Below are 16,082 nucleotides of genomic sequence, written 5' to 3'. Positions count from 1 at the left end.
AGCCGCTGCCCTGGATCGCCGCCCACGAACCGGCCGCCGACGGCCTCACCCTGCGCCTGGCCGACGGCCGCCGCCTGCACGGCCCGCACCCCGACCCGTTCGCGACGGACGGCTACGTCACCGCCGTCGGCCTGGCGGGGACCGCGTACGACGATCCCGCGCGGCTGATGACGGACCTCGGGGTGCCGCACTCGGCCGGTTTCGCGACCGAACTCGCGCACAGCACGGCGTCATTGGCGCTGTCGCGGGCGAACCGGCAGGAGCCGTCGGACGGTTGGCCCGTGCCGGACTGGGAGTGGGAGCAACGGGTCGTCGACGGCCACCCCTACCACCCCAACTGCCGTTCCCGCCCCGGCTTCTCGGTGGCCGAGCAGCTCGCGTACGGCCCGGAGCACCGCGCGGTGGTGCGGCTGAGCCTCGTCCCGGTGCCGGTCGAGGAGTGCCTCGTGTCGGGCGAGTGGCCGGCGGAACTGCGGGACAGCGGACGGCTGTTGATCCCGGTGCACCCGTGGCAGGCCCGGCACGTCCTGAAGCGGACGGGCGACACGGGGCTGACCGCACACCCGTTGATGTCCCTGCGCACGCTCGCCCTCCCCGAGGGCGGCCCGCACGTGAAGACGGCGCTCAGCGCGCGTCTGACCTCGTCCGTGCGGGACATCTCCGTCGGCTCGGTCCTCGCCTCGGCGGCCCTCTCGGCGTTCGCGGAGACGGTGGCCGCCCGCACGGACGGCCTGCTGCACGTCACCCGCACCCCGGGCGCGGCGACGGCCGACTCCCCCGATCTCGCGGCCGTCTGGCGGGAGTCGCCGCAGCGGTACGCGGCGCCGGGCGAGCACATCGTGCCCGTGGCGGCGCTGGCCACCACGGAACTCCCGTCCCGGACGGGGTGGTTGGCGGACTTCGCCCGCCTCTGCCTGACGGTCGGGCTCCGACTCCTCGATCTGGGCGTGGCGTTGGAGGCGCACGGCCAGAACCTCCTGGTCGTCCTGTCGGCGGAGGGCGCCCCGCTGCGGCTGGTGTACCGGGACCTCGCCGACATCCGGGTGAGCCCGACTCGCCTGGCCCGGCACGGAATCGACCTCCCCGATCTCCCCGAGCGCATCCTCACCGACGACGTGACGGCCCTGCGCAGCAAGTTGTTCGGCTCACTGGTGGCGGGCGCGCTGGGCTCGACGGCGGGCGGCCGGACGGCACTGGCGACGGCACTGGAGTCGGCCCTCCCGGACCTCCCGCCCACCCCCGACCTCGCGGCGCTGCGTGAACAGCCGCTCCCCACGAAGGCGTTGACGCTGATGCGGCTGTCGCCCGGGGTGCGCGGGGACCAATGGGCGCTGCTGCCCAACCCGTTGGAGAACTGACCCGGTTTCCAGGGGTGTTCCCCGGCGGCCGTCTCCCCGTCCCCGTGGCGGGCCCGTTTTGAAGCCGAACCCCCCTGGTCCGTAAGATCCGTCGATGATCAGAACACAACGGCTGGCGGCGGGAGTATGCGCTCTGCTCGCCTCGCTCGTGGTCGGGCTCGCGTTCCCGACCGCGGCGGCGGCCGACGAAACCACCGCCCTCTCGCCCAAGGTCGACCTGGTGCTCGACGTCAGCGGCTCCATGCGGACGAAGGACATGGACGGCGGGACGCGGATGGCCGCGGCCAAGCAGGCGTTCAACGAGGTGCTCGACGCGACCCCGGAGACCGTCCTGCTCGGTATCCGGACCCTCGGCGCCAACTACCCGGGCGACGACCGGAAGACGGGCTGCAAGGACACCTCGCAGCTGTACAAGGTCGGCCCGCTGGACCGCACCGAGGCGAAGGCGGCGGTGGCGACGCTCTCCCCGACCGGCTGGACGCCGATCGGCCCGGCGCTGCTCGCGGCGGCCGACGACCTGGAGGGCGGCACCGGTTCGAAGCGGATCGTGCTGATCAGTGACGGCGAGGACACCTGTCCCCCGCTGGACCCCTGCGTGGTGGCCCGCGAGATCGCGGCCAAGGGCATCGGCCTGACCATCGACACGCTGGGCCTGGTGCCCAACACGAAGATGCGCCAGCAGCTCAGCTGTATCGCGGAGGCGACCGGCGGGACGTACACGTCGGTGGAGCACACCACCGAACTCACCGACAAGGTCAACCAGTTGGTGGACCGCGCGGCCACGCCCGTGGTGACGCCGGTCGCCACCGAGGGCGGCACGTCCTGTGCGACCGCGCCGGCCCTGAAGTCCGGTCTGTACACGGACCGTACGGAGTTCGCGCAGCAGCGCTGGTACAAGGTCGACGTCAAGCCGGGCCAGGAGCTGCGCAGTTCGGTGAGCGTCTCGGCGGACCGGGCCGTGAACCCCAACTACGGTCTGCTGGTGCGGGCGGTGACGCGGAGCGGCCGGGAGATCGTGCGCGGCGAGGCGTCCGGCACGGGCCGAACGGACGTGCTGTCGACGGGACTTCGCTATCCGAAGGCGGACAGCGACGACGATGACGCTCCGGCCGAGACCGTGTGCATCCAGATCACCAACTCCTTCTCCCCGGCTGCCGGCGTGAAGACGACGCCCGGTCTGCCGCTGGAGCTGACGGTGGACGTGGTGGACGCCCCGTCGCAGGCGAGCGACGTCGCGTCGTTCGGTCTGGGCCGCGGCTGGTGGCTGCTCGGCGTGCTGGTGCTCGTCGGTTTCCTGGCGGGTCTGCTCTGGGGCTGGCTGTCGCGCTGGCGCTTCGCGGTGTGGAGGACGAACTGATGCGTATCACCCGAGTGTTGAGTGCCGCCCTGCTGGCGCTGGGCCTGGCCGCCGCCCCTGCGGTCGCCGACTCCACGCCCTCCCCGAGCGCCTCCGGCGACGTGAAGGTGCCGGTCTCCGCGGGTACGTCCTTCCGTACGGCGGCGGAGATCGAGCAGGGTCAGACGGCCACGGCGAGCGGTTCGACCGGTGACTACATGTACTGGTCGTTCCCGGCCGACGCGGGCCAACGCCCCACGGTCAAGGCCACGTTGAAGCTGCCCCAGGCCCAGACCGGGCAGACCTGGCAGCTCGACGTGTACGACGGTCTGCGCCGCCGCCAGGCGTGCCAGTACGGCGCGCAGACGCGGACCGCCGGGCAGGGCGACACCTCGCTGGAGCTCGCCTGCGTGCTGCGGACGGTGCGCGCCTGGTCGGAGGCGTGGGCCAACGACCCGCTGCCCGGTACGTACTACGTGCGGCTGACGACCGTCGGGGTGAAGACCGCCGATCTCGGTCTGCCCGTCTCCGCCGAACTCCGCGTGGACTCCAAGGAGATCGGCGGCGCGGCGGCGGTCGACGGGTCGCTGTCCGAGCCGCTCGTGCCGGGGATCTCGGTGACGAAGGCGAAGGACTCCAAGGCGACGCTGTTCAGCCTGGAGCCCGAGGACGGGTGGGCGTCCGGCTGGTGGTCGAGCCGTTGGGTGTGGACCGGGATAGGGGCGATGCTGGCCGCGCTCGCGGGGATCTGGGGGTACTCGCTGACGCGGGGGTCGGGTCGGCCGTCCCGCGTGCCGCCGGGTGCCTGATACTCCGTCATATCGCTGAAGAGGCCCGGCCGAAGAGGCCCACCGGATCGACTCCGGTGGGCCTCTTCTCACGTCCGCGAGAGTTCATGCGTCGCGCAGCGCTTTGGCGAGCACCCCCTCGCCGCTCACCTCGACCCGGCCGGTGCGGACGGCGTCGTCCAGCGTCAACTCCCCTTGCGCTATGGCCGTGCACGTCTCCGTGTCCAGGACGAGACGGGCGTCGGGTTCGCCGGGAGCGGGGCCGTCGCCGTACACGGGTCCTTCCGCTTCGCCGACGTGCAGGTGGAACTCCCCCTCGTCGAGCCGTACCTGGACGACGCCCTCGCCCTCCAGCGCGCGCAGCAGGGGGAGGGCGAACCAGTGGGCGCGGACCGCGTCGGTCGGGCGGCGCTCTCCCAGCTCGGGCTGCCCCCACTCGCCGAGCGCCTGGAGGACCGGCAGCAACTCCCGGCCCCGTGCGGTGAGTTCGTAGACGTACGCCGCGCCGGGCGGGGGGAGCCTGCGGCGGACGGTGAGGCCGTCGCGTTCCATGTCCTTGAGCCGGGAGGCGAGTACGTCCGTGCTGACGCCGGGGAGGTCGGCGTGCAGGTCGGTGTAGCGGCGCGGGCCGGCGAGCAGCTCCCGGACGATCAGCAGGGTCCAGCGGTCGCCGACGACGTCGAGGGCGCGGGCGGCGGAACAGTACTGGTCGTAGCTTCGGCGAGGTGACATGCGACGCAGTCTAGACATGTTGTTGGACTTTCCAAGCGGGGGCTTGGTAAAACCAAGCAACACAAGTTTCCGGAGGGACGCATGGAGTTCCGGCAGTCGAACAAGCTCAGCGAGGTCTGCTACGAGATCCGCGGGCCGGTGATCGAGCACGCCAACGCACTGGAGGAGGCGGGCCACAGCGTCCTGCGGCTCAACACCGGAAACCCCGCGCTCTTCGGGTTCGAGGCGCCCGAGGAGATCGTCCAGGACATGATCCGGATGCTCCCGCAGGCGCACGGCTACACCGACTCGCGCGGCATCCTCTCCGCGCGGCGCGCGGTGGCCCAGCGCTACCAGCACCTCGGCCTCGAAGTCGACGTCGACAGCGTCTACTTGGGCAACGGCATCTCCGAGCTGATCTCGATGGCCGTCCAGGCGCTGATCGAGGACGGCGACGAAATCCTCATCCCCGCACCGGACTTCCCCCTCTGGACGGCCGTCACCACCCTCGCCGGCGGCAAGGCCGTGCACTACATCTGCGACGAGCAGTCCGAGTGGAACCCGGACCTCGCCGACATGGAGTCGAAGATCACCGACCGGACCAAGGCGGTCGTGATCATCAACCCCAACAACCCGACGGGCGCGGTGTATCCGAAGGAGGTGATCGAGGGCATCCTCGATCTGGCCCGCCGCCACGGCCTGATGGTCTTCGCCGACGAGATCTACGACCAGATCCTCTACGACGACGCCGTCCACCACTCCGCCGCCGCCCTCGCCCCCGACCTCGTCGTCCTCACGTTCTGCGGCCTCTCGAAGACCTACCGCGTGGCGGGCTTCCGCTCGGGCTGGTTGGTGGTAACCGGTCCCACACAGCACGCGAAGAACTACCTCGAAGGCCTGACGATGCTGGCGTCCATGCGCCTGTGCGCCAACGCGCCCGCGCAGTACGCCATCCAGGCGGCCCTGGGCGGACGCCAGTCCATCAACGACCTCACAGCCCCCGGCGGACGCCTCTACGAGCAACGCGACGTCGCCTGGCGCAAGCTCAACGAGATCCCCGGCGTCTCCTGCGTCCGTCCCAAGGGCTCCCTGTACGCCTTCCCCCGCCTCGACCCCAAGGTCTACCCCATCCACGACGACGAGAAATTCGTCCTCGACCTCCTCCTGCGCGAGAAGATCCAGGTCGTCCAGGGAACGGGCTTCAACTGGCCCACCCCGGACCACTTCCGGATCCTCACACTGCCGCACGCGGACGATCTGGAGGCGGCCATCGGGAGGATCGGGAGGTTCCTCAGCGGGTATCGGCAGTAACGGTCCGCAGCCGGTTGTCAGAGGCGCGTCGTAGCCTTCCCCGTAGGAGAGGAGGTGCGATGTGATCCGACCGCCGAGCGCCGCACAGCGGCGGGTGATCGATGCCGCTGAACCGGTTACCGGACGGTTGAGGGGGACGGCCGCACAGCTCGACGCGCTGGTGAAGAAGGGGCTGGCGTTCCGGCATCCCCGGCCGCCGCATGATTTCTTTCTGACGCCGGCCGGGCATCGGGTGCGGGAGGAGCGCCCGCGGGAGGCCGCTCCGGCCGTTCCGCAGGCCGCCGACGGGGTGTTCGTCGCGCGGATCGGCGGGGAGGAGGGGCCCGTCGGGCCTTCCCGGGCGCGGGAGGTGCACAGCGCCTGGCAGGGGCTGCTGGAACTGCGGCGGATGACCAGTCCGGACGGTGACACCGGGCGGCCGTGCGAGTGGGAGCGTACGCATCTGGTGCGGGCCGCCGCGCTGGCGCTGGAGGCGGCGGGGCAGCGGCCCGCGGGGGCGGATCAGGGAGACGCCGGGTACCGGGTCCGGGCGACGCCGCAGCCTGCGGCGGTCGGGGTGTACGGGGCGGAACTCGCGGCTTGTGCGCGGGTGTTGGAGGCGGCCGGGTGGCAGGTGAGCGAGCACGCCGACGCGCGGTCCCGGGAGCGGTATCTGCTGGCCTCGCCCCGGAGGAGGTGAACACCCACCGGCCGCTCAAGCCGTCCTGAACGCCTCCAAGTGGCCGCGAGCCCACTCCTGGTACGTCCGCGCCGAGCGGCCCAGCAGGCGGGGCACATCGTCGAGCCCCCTCACCCCGCCACAATCCCCGCCAGCCTCCGCGCCTCCCCCCGCGTCTCCCGAGCGACCTCCTCCTCATCCACCGTCAACAACCGCCCGCCCTCCACGATCTGACGCCCGTTCACGAACGAAGCGGTCACCGGAGCCGCCGCCCCGAACACCAGCGCCGTCACCGGATCGGCGATCGACGCGTGGGCCAGCGTGTCCATCCGCCACAGCACCAGGTCGGCCAGCTTGCCGACCTCAAGTGACCCGATCTCCCGGGAGCGGCCCAGGACTTGGGCACCTCCGTACGTCCCCAGCCGCAACGCCTGCCGGGCGTTCAACGCCGCCTCCCGATGCGCCCCCAACCGGTTGATCAGCAGCGCGTTCCTCAACTCCGTGTGCAGTTCCCCGGATTCGTTGGACGCGGTCCCGTCGACACCGAGGCCCACCGGGACGCCGGCGGCGAGCATGTCGGGAACGCGGGCAATCCCGGCGGCCAGCCGGGCGTTGGAGGAGGGACAGTGGGCGACCCCCGTCCGCGTCCGGGCGAACGCCTCGATGTCGGAGTCGTTCATGTGGACGCAGTGGGCCATCCAGACGTCCTCGCCGAGCCAGCCCGTCGACTCGAAGTAGTCGGTGGGCCCCATGCCGAACAACTCGTGGCAGAACTTCTCCTCCTCCACCGTCTCCGAGCCGTGCGTGTGCAGGCGCACGCCGAGGCGGCGGGCCAACTCGGCGCCCTGGCGGAGGAGTTCGGTGGTGACGGAGAAGGGTGAGCAGGGGGCGACGGCGACTTGGGTCATCGCGTCGAAGGAGGGGTCGTGGTGGCGGCGGACCGTCTCCTCCGTGGCCGCGAGGGCGCCGTCCAGCGTTTCGACCGCGAAGTCCGGGGGGAGGCCGCCGTCCGACTCGCCCCGGTCCATGGAGCCGCGCGCGAGGGTGAAGCGGACGCCCATGTCACGGGCGGCGTCGATGATCGCGCCCGCCAGGTCGCCGGTGCCGCGCGGGTAGACGTAGTGGTGGTCCATGGCGGTGGTGACGCCGCCCCGGGCCATCATCGCGAGGGAGCCGCGCGCGGCGGCGCGGACCATCGGCTCGTCGATGCGCGCCCACGTCGGATACAGGGCGACGAGCCAGTCGAAGAGGTTGTGGTCGGTGGCCAGGCCCCGGGTGATCCACTGGTAGAAGTGGTGGTGGGTGTTGACCAGTCCGGGAGTCACCAGATGGCCCGTCGCGTCGATGCGGCGGGTGACGTCGGTGAGGCCCTCGGGGGCCCGGCCCGCGCCGACCGATTCGATGCGGTTGCCGTGCAGGACGACGTGGCCGGTCTCGTGTTCCGTGTCGTCGGCGTCCACGGTCGCGATCGCCGCGTTCTCGATGACGATGCGCTGGGCCATCGCTCAAGTCCTTTCGGGAAAAGGCACGTTCAAAGAGGCGTGGTCAGAGGTTGGTGAGGTCGGCCGGGATGCGCGCCTCGGCGCCGTCGCGCAGGATCGTCGCCTCGATCAGGCCGTAAGGGCGGTCGGCGGCGAAGTACACCTCGTTGTCGTTCTTGAGGCCGAAGGGCTTCAAGTCGACGAGGAAATGGTGCTTGTTGGGGAGGGAGAAGCGGATCTCGTCGATCTCCGGGCGGTGTTCGACGACGCGGGCGCCCATCGCGTACAGGGTCTGCTGGAGGGAGAGCGAGTACGTCTCGGCGAACGCTTCGAGGATGTGCCGCTTCGTCTCCGCGTACGACTCCTGCCAGTCGGGCATCTCCCCTTCCCCGCCGGACCAGTTGACGCGCCAGCGGGCGGTGACGTCGGTCGCGAGTATCCGGTCGTACGCCTCGGGGAGGGTCGTGTACTGGTCCTTGACGTAGCCCCAGAATTCGGAGTTGGTGGAGTTGAGGACGGTGAGGTCCTTCAGCCCGGAGACCACTTCCCATGACGTTCCGTCAAAAGTGACCTGGGTCAGGCGGGTTTCCTGCCCCGTGCGGACGAAGGAGTGCTCGCCCTCTCCTCCGTTGGCGATCCGCTCCCATCCGAACTCCTCTATGCGGACGCGCGCTTGATGGATCGTCTCCTGTGAACTCACGAAGTGCCGGGCGAGGAGTATGCCGAACTCCTCGGCGGAGTCGATGCCGTGCTCCTTGGCGAACGCGTACACCGTGTTCTTGGTGGTGTCGGTCGGCAGGACGGTGGCGTTGGAGCCGGAGTAGTGGACCTCGGTCATGTCGCCGCTGAGGGAGATCGAGACGTTCAGGTCCTTGATGTGGTGCGTGGCGCCGTCGCGGACGATCCGCACGACGCGGGTCTCGGCCTTGCCGTACTGGTTCTGGCCCAGAAGTGCGCGGGTCATGGTCCTAGCTCCCTCGGTAGACGGAGTAGCCGAACGGATTCAGCAGCAGCGGTACGTGGTAGTGCTCGCCCGGCGCCACCGCGAACGCGACGGCCACCTCGGGGAAGAACGCCGTGTCGACCTCGAAGAGGAGGCGGGCGTGCGTGGTCCCTTCGGGGAGCGGCGGGAGGTCCTTGCAGCGGCCGTCGGCGTCGGTCACCGAAGCACCCGCAGCCCGCCAGTCACCGTCCGCACGGACGAAGAGGCGGACCGGGACCCCCTCGGCCGGGCGGCCGACGGAGGTGTCCAGGATGTGCGTGGACACGGTGCTGGTCATGCGGGGTCACCTTCGACGAGTCGTACGAGCCGGATGCGGTTGATCCTGCCGAGTTCGGTGCGGACGATCTCGCGTTCGCGCTCCGGCGTGTTCCCGAGCCGCTCCCGGGCGGCGTCGCGCATCGCGGCTCCGGTCAGGCCGGTCGCGCAGATCAGGAAGACGTGGCCGAAACGTTCCTGGTAGGCGAGGTTCAGTGCGAGCATCTCCGCCCTCAGCTCCGGGTCCGCGTCGGCCATCCCGCGCTGTTCGCGCGCCGACGCCGGGTCGCCCGGCCGGGGGCGGCCTATCGCCGGGTGCCCGGCGAGGGCCTCGTCCAGTCCGGCGTCGTCCAGATCGTGGACGGCTGTCTCGCCGGCGTCGTACAGGGCCTCGGCGGTGGGGTACGGGCGGGCCGCGAGCAGGTGTCGCACCCAGGCCGTGCTGGTGCACACCGCGTGGAGGGCGGCGGTCGCGGCGGGTTCCGCGAGGGTGTTGAAGCGGGCCAGGCCCGGGGGTGGGGGCGTCACGGCGTCAGCTAACGCCGCCGCACGAACGTTCGTCAACAGATTGTTGAAAATTCTGGGTTACGTGAGCCGGGAGCGCCCGCCTCAGGCCCCTTTCTCCCGGTTCAGATAGTTGTAGACGGTGAACCGGCTCACCCCGAGCGCGCTCGCGACCGTCTCCACCCCGTGCCGTACGGCGAACGCCCCCCGCGCCTCCAGCGTCCGCACGACCTCCTGTTTGGCCCTGCGGTCCAGGTCGGCAAGCGGTTTCCCGAGTTTTCTCTCCATCGCGGCCAGGATGTGATCGAGGGAGTCGGCGAGCTGCGGCAGCCGGACGGCTACGGCGTCGGCGCCGGCCCAGGTGAGGACGACGTCGTCGGGGCCGGCCTCGTCGGCCGGGAGCAGCTCGCCGCCGATGGCGTCCACCAGGGGTTTCACGGCCGTGATGAAAGCGTCGGGGGCGGTCACGCCTTCTCCCCCAGGACGTTCACCTGGAGCGTGACCCGGGTGGCGCCGGCCCCCAGCGCCTCGCGCAGCACGACGTCCACGGCGCCGAGCACCGAGGACGCGTCCCCCTCGGCGGTGTTGCCGAACGGGCCGACGTCGACGGCGTCCAGCTCCGCCGCGTCCAGCGCCCGGCGGGCCGCGAGCGCGTGTCCGGGCACCTCGTCGAGGTCGAAGGGCTCGGTCGTGAACTCCACTCTCAATCGCACGGGGTCAACCTAACGCGCGGGCCGGTCGGGCGGCAGCCCTCACCCCGGCCCTCACCTCGGGCGTCGGCGCCTGGTCCGTCGTCCCGGGGCCGTCGGGTCCTGGAGGACGGTGACGGGGGGCGGGCCGGTGCGGTGGCCGGCACAGCGGGGGCACCAGTAGCCCTCGCCGCCCTGGATGAAGATCCAGCCCAGCTCGGTGATGTGGGGGACCGCCGCCGTCGCCTCGTGCAGGAGGTGGCCCATGAGGTTCTTCCCGATGTCCGGGCGGGGCTCCGTGATGACCAGCTCGAAGACCGCGCGGGCGGCGCAGTCGCCTCGGTCGCAGCGGAGGTGGAAACGGACGGGGCCGGGGGCTCTGCCGTCGGTCGTCAGGCTCATGCGTCCACTGTTGCGGACGGGGGCGGGCGGGCGCAGGGGGTTGTGGAAGCCGTCCGGAAACGGGGGCTCCGCATCCGCTGTGCCAGAATCCGTCTTCCGGCATCCGAAATGCGCACCCTGGAGCGGCGATGGCCCTCGCGGACCGGCGGTACACCGTCAACGTGTCGATCCTCCACACCGAACTGCCGCTCCTGGAGCGCCCGGCGGCCGTTGCCGCAAACGGTTTCAGCAACGTCGAGATGTGGTGGCCGTGGGTCGACGAGCCGACTCCGGCACCGCCTCGGCTCGACGCCCTGCGCCGGGCCGTCCTGGACGCGGGCGTCCGGCTGACCGGGCTGAACTTCTACGCCGGGCGGATTCCCGGGCCCGACCGGGGTGCGCTGTCGATCCCCGGCGCCGAGTCGGAGCGGTTCCGGGCCAACGTGGACGTCGCCGCCGAGTTCGCGGGGTCACTGGGGTGCGGGGCGCTGAACGCGCTGTACGGCAACCGGGTCGACGGGGTGAACCCCGGTGAACAGGACGCGCTGGCGCTGGAGAACCTCGCGTACGCGGCGCGGGCCGCGGACCGGGTGGGGGCGGTGCTGCTCGTCGAGCCGCTCAACCGGGTCGAGTCGCCGAGGTATCCGCTGCTGACCGCCGAGGCCGCGGTGACCGTCGTCGAACAGGTCAACTCCCTTACGGGGCTGGGGAACGCGCGGCTCCTGATGGACCTCTATCACCTCGGGGTCAACGGCGAGGACGTACCGGCCGCCATCGACCGGTACGCCGCCGTCACCGGCCACGTCCAGATCGCGGACGCGCCCGGGCGGGGGGCGCCGGGGACGGGGGCGCTGCCGCTGGCGGCTTGGCTGGATCGGCTCGTGGAGGCGGGGTACGACGGGCTGGTGGGGCTTGAATTCCGGGGCGGGGACGGGGACTTCGGGTGGCTGCGGTGATCTTCGGCGGCGGGGCCGTATGCGGTCTCACCAGCGTCGTACCGGCGCATAAATGCGTTACCGCACCGGTCGTAGCAGGCGTACGGCAACCTCAAATGAAGCTCTGAACACTCACGGGAGTGCTCCGATCCGGCGTGAGACAGGGCACATTGAGTGCATGCGGGGCCTGCCGGAACGGGGGCGGTGGATCCCGCACGGGGGACGGGTTCGCGGCCGGGGCGCACGGGGGAAACCGGCCGCGAATGCCGTTTCGGGGGGCGCGGGAGGGTGAGGGCCAGGGCAGGGAGAGGGGCAAGCGCCGACGCACCAGGCCGCCAACCCGTCGGATCCCCCGCCCAGTTGAGGGCCCTAGTCCCCGTACCTCTCCCGCAGTTCGATCTTCCGGACCTTCCCCGAGACCGTCATCGGGAACGCGTCGAGGATCTGGAGGCGGGTCGGGATCTTGTAGTGGGCGAGGCGGCCGGCGCAGTGGGCGCGGAGGGTGTCGAGGGTGGGCGGGGCAGCGGGGTCGTGGGGGATGACGCAGGCGAGGACCTCTTCGCCGTACTTCTCGTGGGGTACGCCGATGACCTGGACGTCCCGGATGGCGGGGTGCCCGTGGAGGAACTCCTCGATCTCACGGGGGTAGATGTTCTCGCCGCCCCGGATGATCATGTCCTTGATGCGGCCGACGATCTCGACGTACCCGTCCTCCCGCATGACCGCGAGGTCCCCGGTGTGCATCCAGCGGCCGGCGTCGACGGACTCGCCGGTCCTCTCGGGCTCGTTCCAGTAGCCGAGCATCACGCTGTAGCCGCGGGTGCACAACTCGCCTGTACTGCCCCGGGGTTGGGTGACCCCGGTGGCGGGGTCGACGATCTTCACCTCGATGTGCGGGAGGACCCGGCCGACGGTCGCGGTGCGGTGTTCCAGGTCGTCGTCGCGGCGGGTCTGGAGGGAGACCGGGGAGGTCTCCGTCATGCCGTAGCAAATGGAGACCTCGGCCATGTGCATCTCGGCGACGACGCGGCGCATCACCTCGACGGGGCAGGGGGAGCCCGCCATGATGCCGGTGCGCAGGCTCGTGAGGTCGTACGCGGCGAAGTCGGGGAGGTTCAACTCCGCGATGAACATGGTGGGTACGCCGTAGAGGGAGGTGCAGCGCTCCTGCTCGACCGCCCTGAGTGTGGCGGCGGGGTCGAAGGAGCGGGCGGGAACGACTACGCAGGCACCATGGGAAGTGGCGGCCAAGTTTCCCATGACCATGCCGAAGCAGTGATAGAATGGAACCGGCACGCAGATCCGGTCCTGTTCGTCGTACCCGAGCGACTCCCCCACGAAGTAGCCGTTGTTGAGGATGTTGTGGTGCGAGAGGGTGGCGCCCTTGGGGAAGCCCGTCGTGCCGGACGTGTACTGGATGTTGATCGGGTCGTCGCAGGACAACTCGGCCTCGCGGGCGCGGAGTTCACCGCGCGGTACGGCGCCGGCGCGGGCCAGGAAGCCGTCCCAGCCGGGGTCGCCGAAGTGCACCGTCTCTCTCAGGTCCGGGCAGCGGCTCTCGACTTGGGCGACCATCGCCCGGTAGTCGCTGCCCTTGTGGGTGAGTGAGGCGAAGAGCAGGGAGACGCCCGCCTGTTCGAGGACGTAGGCGACCTCGTGCGTGCGGTACGCGGGGTTGATGTTCACCATGATCGCGCCGATCCGCGCGGTCGCGTACTGGACGAGGACCCACTCCGGGGTGTTCACCGCCCAGATCCCGACCCGGTCCCCCTTCACGACCCCGCTCGCGAGCAGCGCACACGCCAACTCCTCGACGTCCGCCGCGAGTTCGGCGTACGTCCAGCGCCGCCCCGACTCCACGGCGACCAGCGCCTCCCGCTCGCCCCAGCGGGCCGTGGCCCGGTCGAGGTCGGCGCCGATGGTGTGGCCGAGGAGGGGGGTGGGGCCGGTGCCGTGGGTGTAGGAGAGGGAGGGACGGGCCCCCGGAGCGAGACCGCCGGCCCGCGAACCACCGCTCCCGGGAGCCTCGTTCACACGCATTCACCACCTGACGATTCGGAACCAGAACCCGAACTCCCGCCCGCAAGAGCCCTGTTGCTCAACGCTCCGCCGCCCCGGGCGGTGTCAGCCGGACCTTCCGCCCACCAACCACCCCGACCGACGGAATCCCTCACCCACCAACCCCCCTTGTCGAACACCCCGTATCCCGAAACACCCCGCCCCGGAACACCACCGCCCCACTCCTCCCCCTCACCGGAAGTCCTCCTCCCGGTACTCGTTCTCCGACCCCTCCGCAGTCGCCTCCCGGAGCTCTATCCGCCGGATCTTCCCGGACACCGTCTTCGGCAGCGGCGCGAACTCCAGCCGCTTGACCCGCTTGTAGGGCGCGAGGACCTTGCGGGAGTGGGCGAAGAGGGCCTCGGCGGTCTCGGGCCCCGGCTCCCAGCCGGCCGCGAGGACGACGTACGCCTTGGGGACCGCGAGCCGAACCGGGTCCGGCGCGGGGACGACCGCCGCCTCCGCCACCGCCTCGTGCTCCAGCAGCGCGCTCTCCAGCTCGAACGGGGAGATCTTGTAGTCGCTGGCCTTGAAGACGTCGTCGCTGCGCCCGATGTACGTGAGGTAGCCCTCGGCGTCGCGGGAGGCGACGTCACCCGTGCGGTAGTAGCCGCCGGCCATCGCCTCGGCGGTGCGGTCGGCGTCGCCGTGGTAGCCGGTCATGAGGCCGACGGGGCGGGCGGAGAGGTCGAGGGCGATCTCGCCCTCGTCGACGCCGGGGGCGCCGGAGACGGGGTCGAGGAGTTCGACGCGGTAGCCGGGGCTGGGGCGGCCCATGGAGCCCGTCTTGAGGCGCTGGCCGGGGCTGTTGGCGACCTGGACGGCCGTCTCGGTCTGTCCGAAGCCGTCCCGGATGGTGAGGCCCCAGGCACGCCGTACCTGCTCTATCACCTCGGGGTTGAGGGGTTCCCCGGCGGCGACGGCCTCGCGCGGCGGGTTCGCGAGCGTGCTCAGGTCGGCCTGGATCAGCATGCGCCACACGGTCGGCGGCGCGCAGAACGTCGTCACCCCGGCCCGGTCCATCTCCGCGAGCAGCCGACTCGCGTCGAAGCGGGCGTAGTTGAAGATGAAGACGGTCGCCTCGGCGTTCCACGGGGCGAACAGGTTGGACCAGGCGTGCTTGGCCCAGCCGGGCGAGGAGATGTTGAGGTGGACGTCGCCGGGTTCGAGGCCGATCCAGTACATGGTCGACAAGTGCCCGATGGGGTAGGACGCGTGGGTGTGCTCGACCAGCTTGGGGCGGGCGGTCGTCCCGGAGGTGAAGTAGAGCATCAGCGGGTCGTCGGCGAGGGTCTCACCGTCGGGGGTGAACTCGGCGGACGCGGAGTGGACGTCGTCGTAGCTGTGCCAGCCGTCGACCGGGGCGCCGACCGCGATCTTCGTGTAACGGCCGGGCACCTCAGCGAACTTGGGGGTGTCGGCGGAGCGGACGAGGACGTGCTTGACGCGGCCCCGTTCGACGCGGTCGCGCAGATCGACCGGGCCCAGCAAGGGAGTTGCCGGGATGACGACCGCGCGGAGTTTCATCGCGGCGAGCGCGATCTCCCACAACTCGGCCTGGTTGCCCAGCATCACGAGCACCCGGTCCTCGGCGCGCACCCCGCGTGCGGCCAGCCAGTTGGCGACCTGTCCCGAGCGGGCCGACAACTCGGCGAAGGACAGCTTCCGTTCGCTGCCGTCCTCCTCGACGATGTGCAGCGCGGTGCGGTCGTTGCCGTCCGCGATCCGGTCGAACCAGTCGAGCGCCCAGTTGAAGCGTTCGGGGCGCGGCCACTCGAACCCGGCGTACGCGGTGGCGTAGTCCTCGCGGTGGGCGAGCAGGAAGTCCCGCGCTCTGCGGAACGAATCCGCAGGAGAACCGGCAGAAGCGGCAGAGGGGTTGGAAGCGGCGGAAACCCGCACAGAAAACGAATCCATCGTCACCATCTGTACTCCTCTTGTCGACGGAGAGTGCTCCTCCGGTTCACTCCCCCTCCGTACCGGTCCATTGCCCGGCGGCACTCTGCCATCGTGTAATCCGTGATGCAGGTCTCACTACCCCCGAACGGGGGTGTGCGCGGCGGCAAAGCCGTAGAAAGAGGCGGATGCAGGGTGGCAGCGGACGCGTCGGGAACGATGGAGATTCATGGCGCGCTCGCCCGGCTGCGGCGGACCACCGGTTTGCCGGTGACGTTCGGCGGACCGGTCGAGCAGGGCGGGCGGCGGATGCGGATCACGGAGATGAGCGGCGCGGCGACGGCCTCGCTGCGCGGCCTCGCGGTGACGGCCGGGTACGGCCTCGGCGGCAAGACCCTGGCCCTGGCCCGGCCGATCGCGGTGAGCGACTACTCGGTCTCGCGGCAGATCAGCCACGAGTACGACGTCGCGGTCGCCGAGGAGGGCATCCGGTCGGTCCTCGCGGTGCCGATCGTGGTGCGCCGCCGGGTGCGGGGTGTGCTGTACGGGGCGCTGCGCACCGCGATGCCGCTCGGCGACCGGATGCTGGTCGCGGCGGTGGACGTGGCGCGGGACGTCGAGCAGGCGCTGGTGGTGCAGGACGAGGCCCGGTCCCTGCTGGAGGCCGCCCGCCCCCAGCCCTTGCCGCAGCCGGGCCCGGACGCGGCAAGGGCTGGGG

17 protein-coding genes are annotated in these 16,082 nt (G+C 71.0%); 7 read left to right on the top strand and 10 right to left on the bottom strand.

Going from position 1 to position 16,082, the window contains the following annotated elements:
* The 3 genes from ACVNF4_RS20795 to ACVNF4_RS20785 all read left to right on the top strand — a co-directional run.
* On the top strand, positions 1 to 1,358 hold a 1,358-nt coding region (locus tag ACVNF4_RS20795), incomplete at its 5' end, for an IucA/IucC family protein (protein ID WP_461804355.1).
* Between the two features lie 94 nt (positions 1,359 to 1,452).
* Positions 1,453 to 2,715 (top strand): VWA domain-containing protein, encoded by a 1,263-nt coding sequence (locus ACVNF4_RS20790; protein ID WP_461804354.1) that lies wholly within the window; start codon positions 1,453 to 1,455, stop codon positions 2,713 to 2,715.
* Positions 2,715 to 3,503 (top strand): hypothetical protein, encoded by a 789-nt coding sequence (locus ACVNF4_RS20785; protein WP_461804353.1) that lies wholly within the window; start codon positions 2,715 to 2,717, stop codon positions 3,501 to 3,503. The genes ACVNF4_RS20790 and ACVNF4_RS20785 overlap by 1 nt, the downstream gene beginning before the upstream one ends.
* A gap of 84 nt (positions 3,504 to 3,587) precedes the next feature.
* On the opposite strand, the gene ACVNF4_RS20780 is transcribed toward ACVNF4_RS20785, so the two are convergent.
* Positions 3,588 to 4,214, bottom strand: coding sequence for a winged helix-turn-helix transcriptional regulator (locus ACVNF4_RS20780; RefSeq protein ID WP_461804352.1), 627 nt, complete (start codon positions 4,212 to 4,214; stop codon positions 3,588 to 3,590).
* Positions 4,215 to 4,295: 81 nt separating this feature from the next.
* Here ACVNF4_RS20780 and ACVNF4_RS20775 point away from each other — a divergent pair, with 81 nt between their 5' ends.
* Both ACVNF4_RS20775 and ACVNF4_RS20770 read left to right on the top strand, forming a co-directional pair.
* Positions 4,296 to 5,504 carry a pyridoxal phosphate-dependent aminotransferase gene (locus ACVNF4_RS20775; protein ID WP_461804351.1) on the top strand — a complete coding sequence of 403 codons (1,209 nt, stop codon included), beginning with the start codon at positions 4,296 to 4,298 and terminating at the stop codon, positions 5,502 to 5,504.
* Between the two features lie 61 nt (positions 5,505 to 5,565).
* Positions 5,566 to 6,183, top strand: a complete 618-nt coding sequence (locus tag ACVNF4_RS20770; protein ID WP_461804350.1) for a hypothetical protein — start codon at positions 5,566 to 5,568, stop codon at positions 6,181 to 6,183.
* Between the two features lie 110 nt (positions 6,184 to 6,293).
* On the opposite strand, the gene ACVNF4_RS20765 is transcribed toward ACVNF4_RS20770, so the two are convergent.
* The 7 genes from ACVNF4_RS20765 to ACVNF4_RS20735 form a co-directional block, all read right to left on the bottom strand.
* Positions 6,294 to 7,664: an 8-oxoguanine deaminase gene (locus tag ACVNF4_RS20765; protein WP_461804349.1), complete on the bottom strand. Its 1,371-nt coding sequence runs from the start codon at positions 7,662 to 7,664 to the stop codon at positions 6,294 to 6,296.
* A 43-nt stretch (positions 7,665 to 7,707) separates the two neighbouring features.
* The gene (gene pucL, locus ACVNF4_RS20760; protein WP_461804348.1) at positions 7,708 to 8,607 is read right to left on the bottom strand and encodes a factor-independent urate hydroxylase; all 900 of its coding nucleotides are present in this window, start codon (positions 8,605 to 8,607) and stop codon (positions 7,708 to 7,710) included.
* Between the two features lie 4 nt (positions 8,608 to 8,611).
* On the bottom strand, positions 8,612 to 8,923 hold the full coding sequence (gene uraH / locus ACVNF4_RS20755) for a hydroxyisourate hydrolase (protein WP_461804347.1): 312 nt from the start codon (positions 8,921 to 8,923) through the stop codon (positions 8,612 to 8,614).
* Positions 8,920 to 9,429 (bottom strand): 2-oxo-4-hydroxy-4-carboxy-5-ureidoimidazoline decarboxylase, encoded by a 510-nt coding sequence (gene uraD, locus ACVNF4_RS20750; RefSeq protein WP_461804346.1) that lies wholly within the window; start codon positions 9,427 to 9,429, stop codon positions 8,920 to 8,922. Before uraD ends, uraH begins: the two co-directional genes overlap by 4 nt.
* Positions 9,430 to 9,510: 81 nt before the next feature.
* The gene (locus tag ACVNF4_RS20745) at positions 9,511 to 9,873 is read right to left on the bottom strand and encodes a helix-turn-helix domain-containing protein (RefSeq protein WP_461804345.1); all 363 of its coding nucleotides are present in this window, start codon (positions 9,871 to 9,873) and stop codon (positions 9,511 to 9,513) included.
* Positions 9,870 to 10,118, bottom strand: a complete 249-nt coding sequence (locus tag ACVNF4_RS20740) for a hypothetical protein (RefSeq protein ID WP_461804344.1) — start codon at positions 10,116 to 10,118, stop codon at positions 9,870 to 9,872. Before ACVNF4_RS20740 ends, ACVNF4_RS20745 begins: the two co-directional genes overlap by 4 nt.
* A 51-nt stretch (positions 10,119 to 10,169) precedes the next feature.
* Positions 10,170 to 10,496 (bottom strand): hypothetical protein, encoded by a 327-nt coding sequence (locus ACVNF4_RS20735; RefSeq protein ID WP_461804343.1) that lies wholly within the window; start codon positions 10,494 to 10,496, stop codon positions 10,170 to 10,172.
* Between the two features lie 128 nt (positions 10,497 to 10,624).
* Here ACVNF4_RS20735 and ACVNF4_RS20730 point away from each other — a divergent pair, with 128 nt between their 5' ends.
* The gene (locus ACVNF4_RS20730) at positions 10,625 to 11,431 is read left to right on the top strand and encodes a TIM barrel protein (RefSeq protein ID WP_461804342.1); all 807 of its coding nucleotides are present in this window, start codon (positions 10,625 to 10,627) and stop codon (positions 11,429 to 11,431) included.
* A gap of 348 nt (positions 11,432 to 11,779) precedes the next feature.
* Here the strand turns inward: ACVNF4_RS20730 and ACVNF4_RS20725 are convergent, their stop codons facing one another.
* Both ACVNF4_RS20725 and ACVNF4_RS20720 read right to left on the bottom strand, forming a co-directional pair.
* Positions 11,780 to 13,330, bottom strand: coding sequence for an AMP-binding protein (locus ACVNF4_RS20725; protein ID WP_461804356.1), 1,551 nt, complete (start codon positions 13,328 to 13,330; stop codon positions 11,780 to 11,782).
* A gap of 330 nt (positions 13,331 to 13,660) precedes the next feature.
* Complete coding sequence (locus ACVNF4_RS20720; RefSeq protein WP_461804341.1) at positions 13,661 to 15,385, bottom strand: AMP-binding protein; 1,725 nt, start codon at positions 15,383 to 15,385, stop codon at positions 13,661 to 13,663.
* A gap of 198 nt (positions 15,386 to 15,583) precedes the next feature.
* Here ACVNF4_RS20720 and ACVNF4_RS20715 point away from each other — a divergent pair.
* On the top strand, positions 15,584 to 16,082 hold a 499-nt coding region (locus ACVNF4_RS20715), incomplete at its 3' end, for a GAF domain-containing protein (RefSeq protein ID WP_461804340.1).

Source organism: Streptomyces sp. S6 (genome assembly GCF_054880855.1).
The sequence above is the reverse complement of the archived record's forward strand: the minus strand, read 5'-3'. Positions and strand labels throughout refer to the sequence as shown.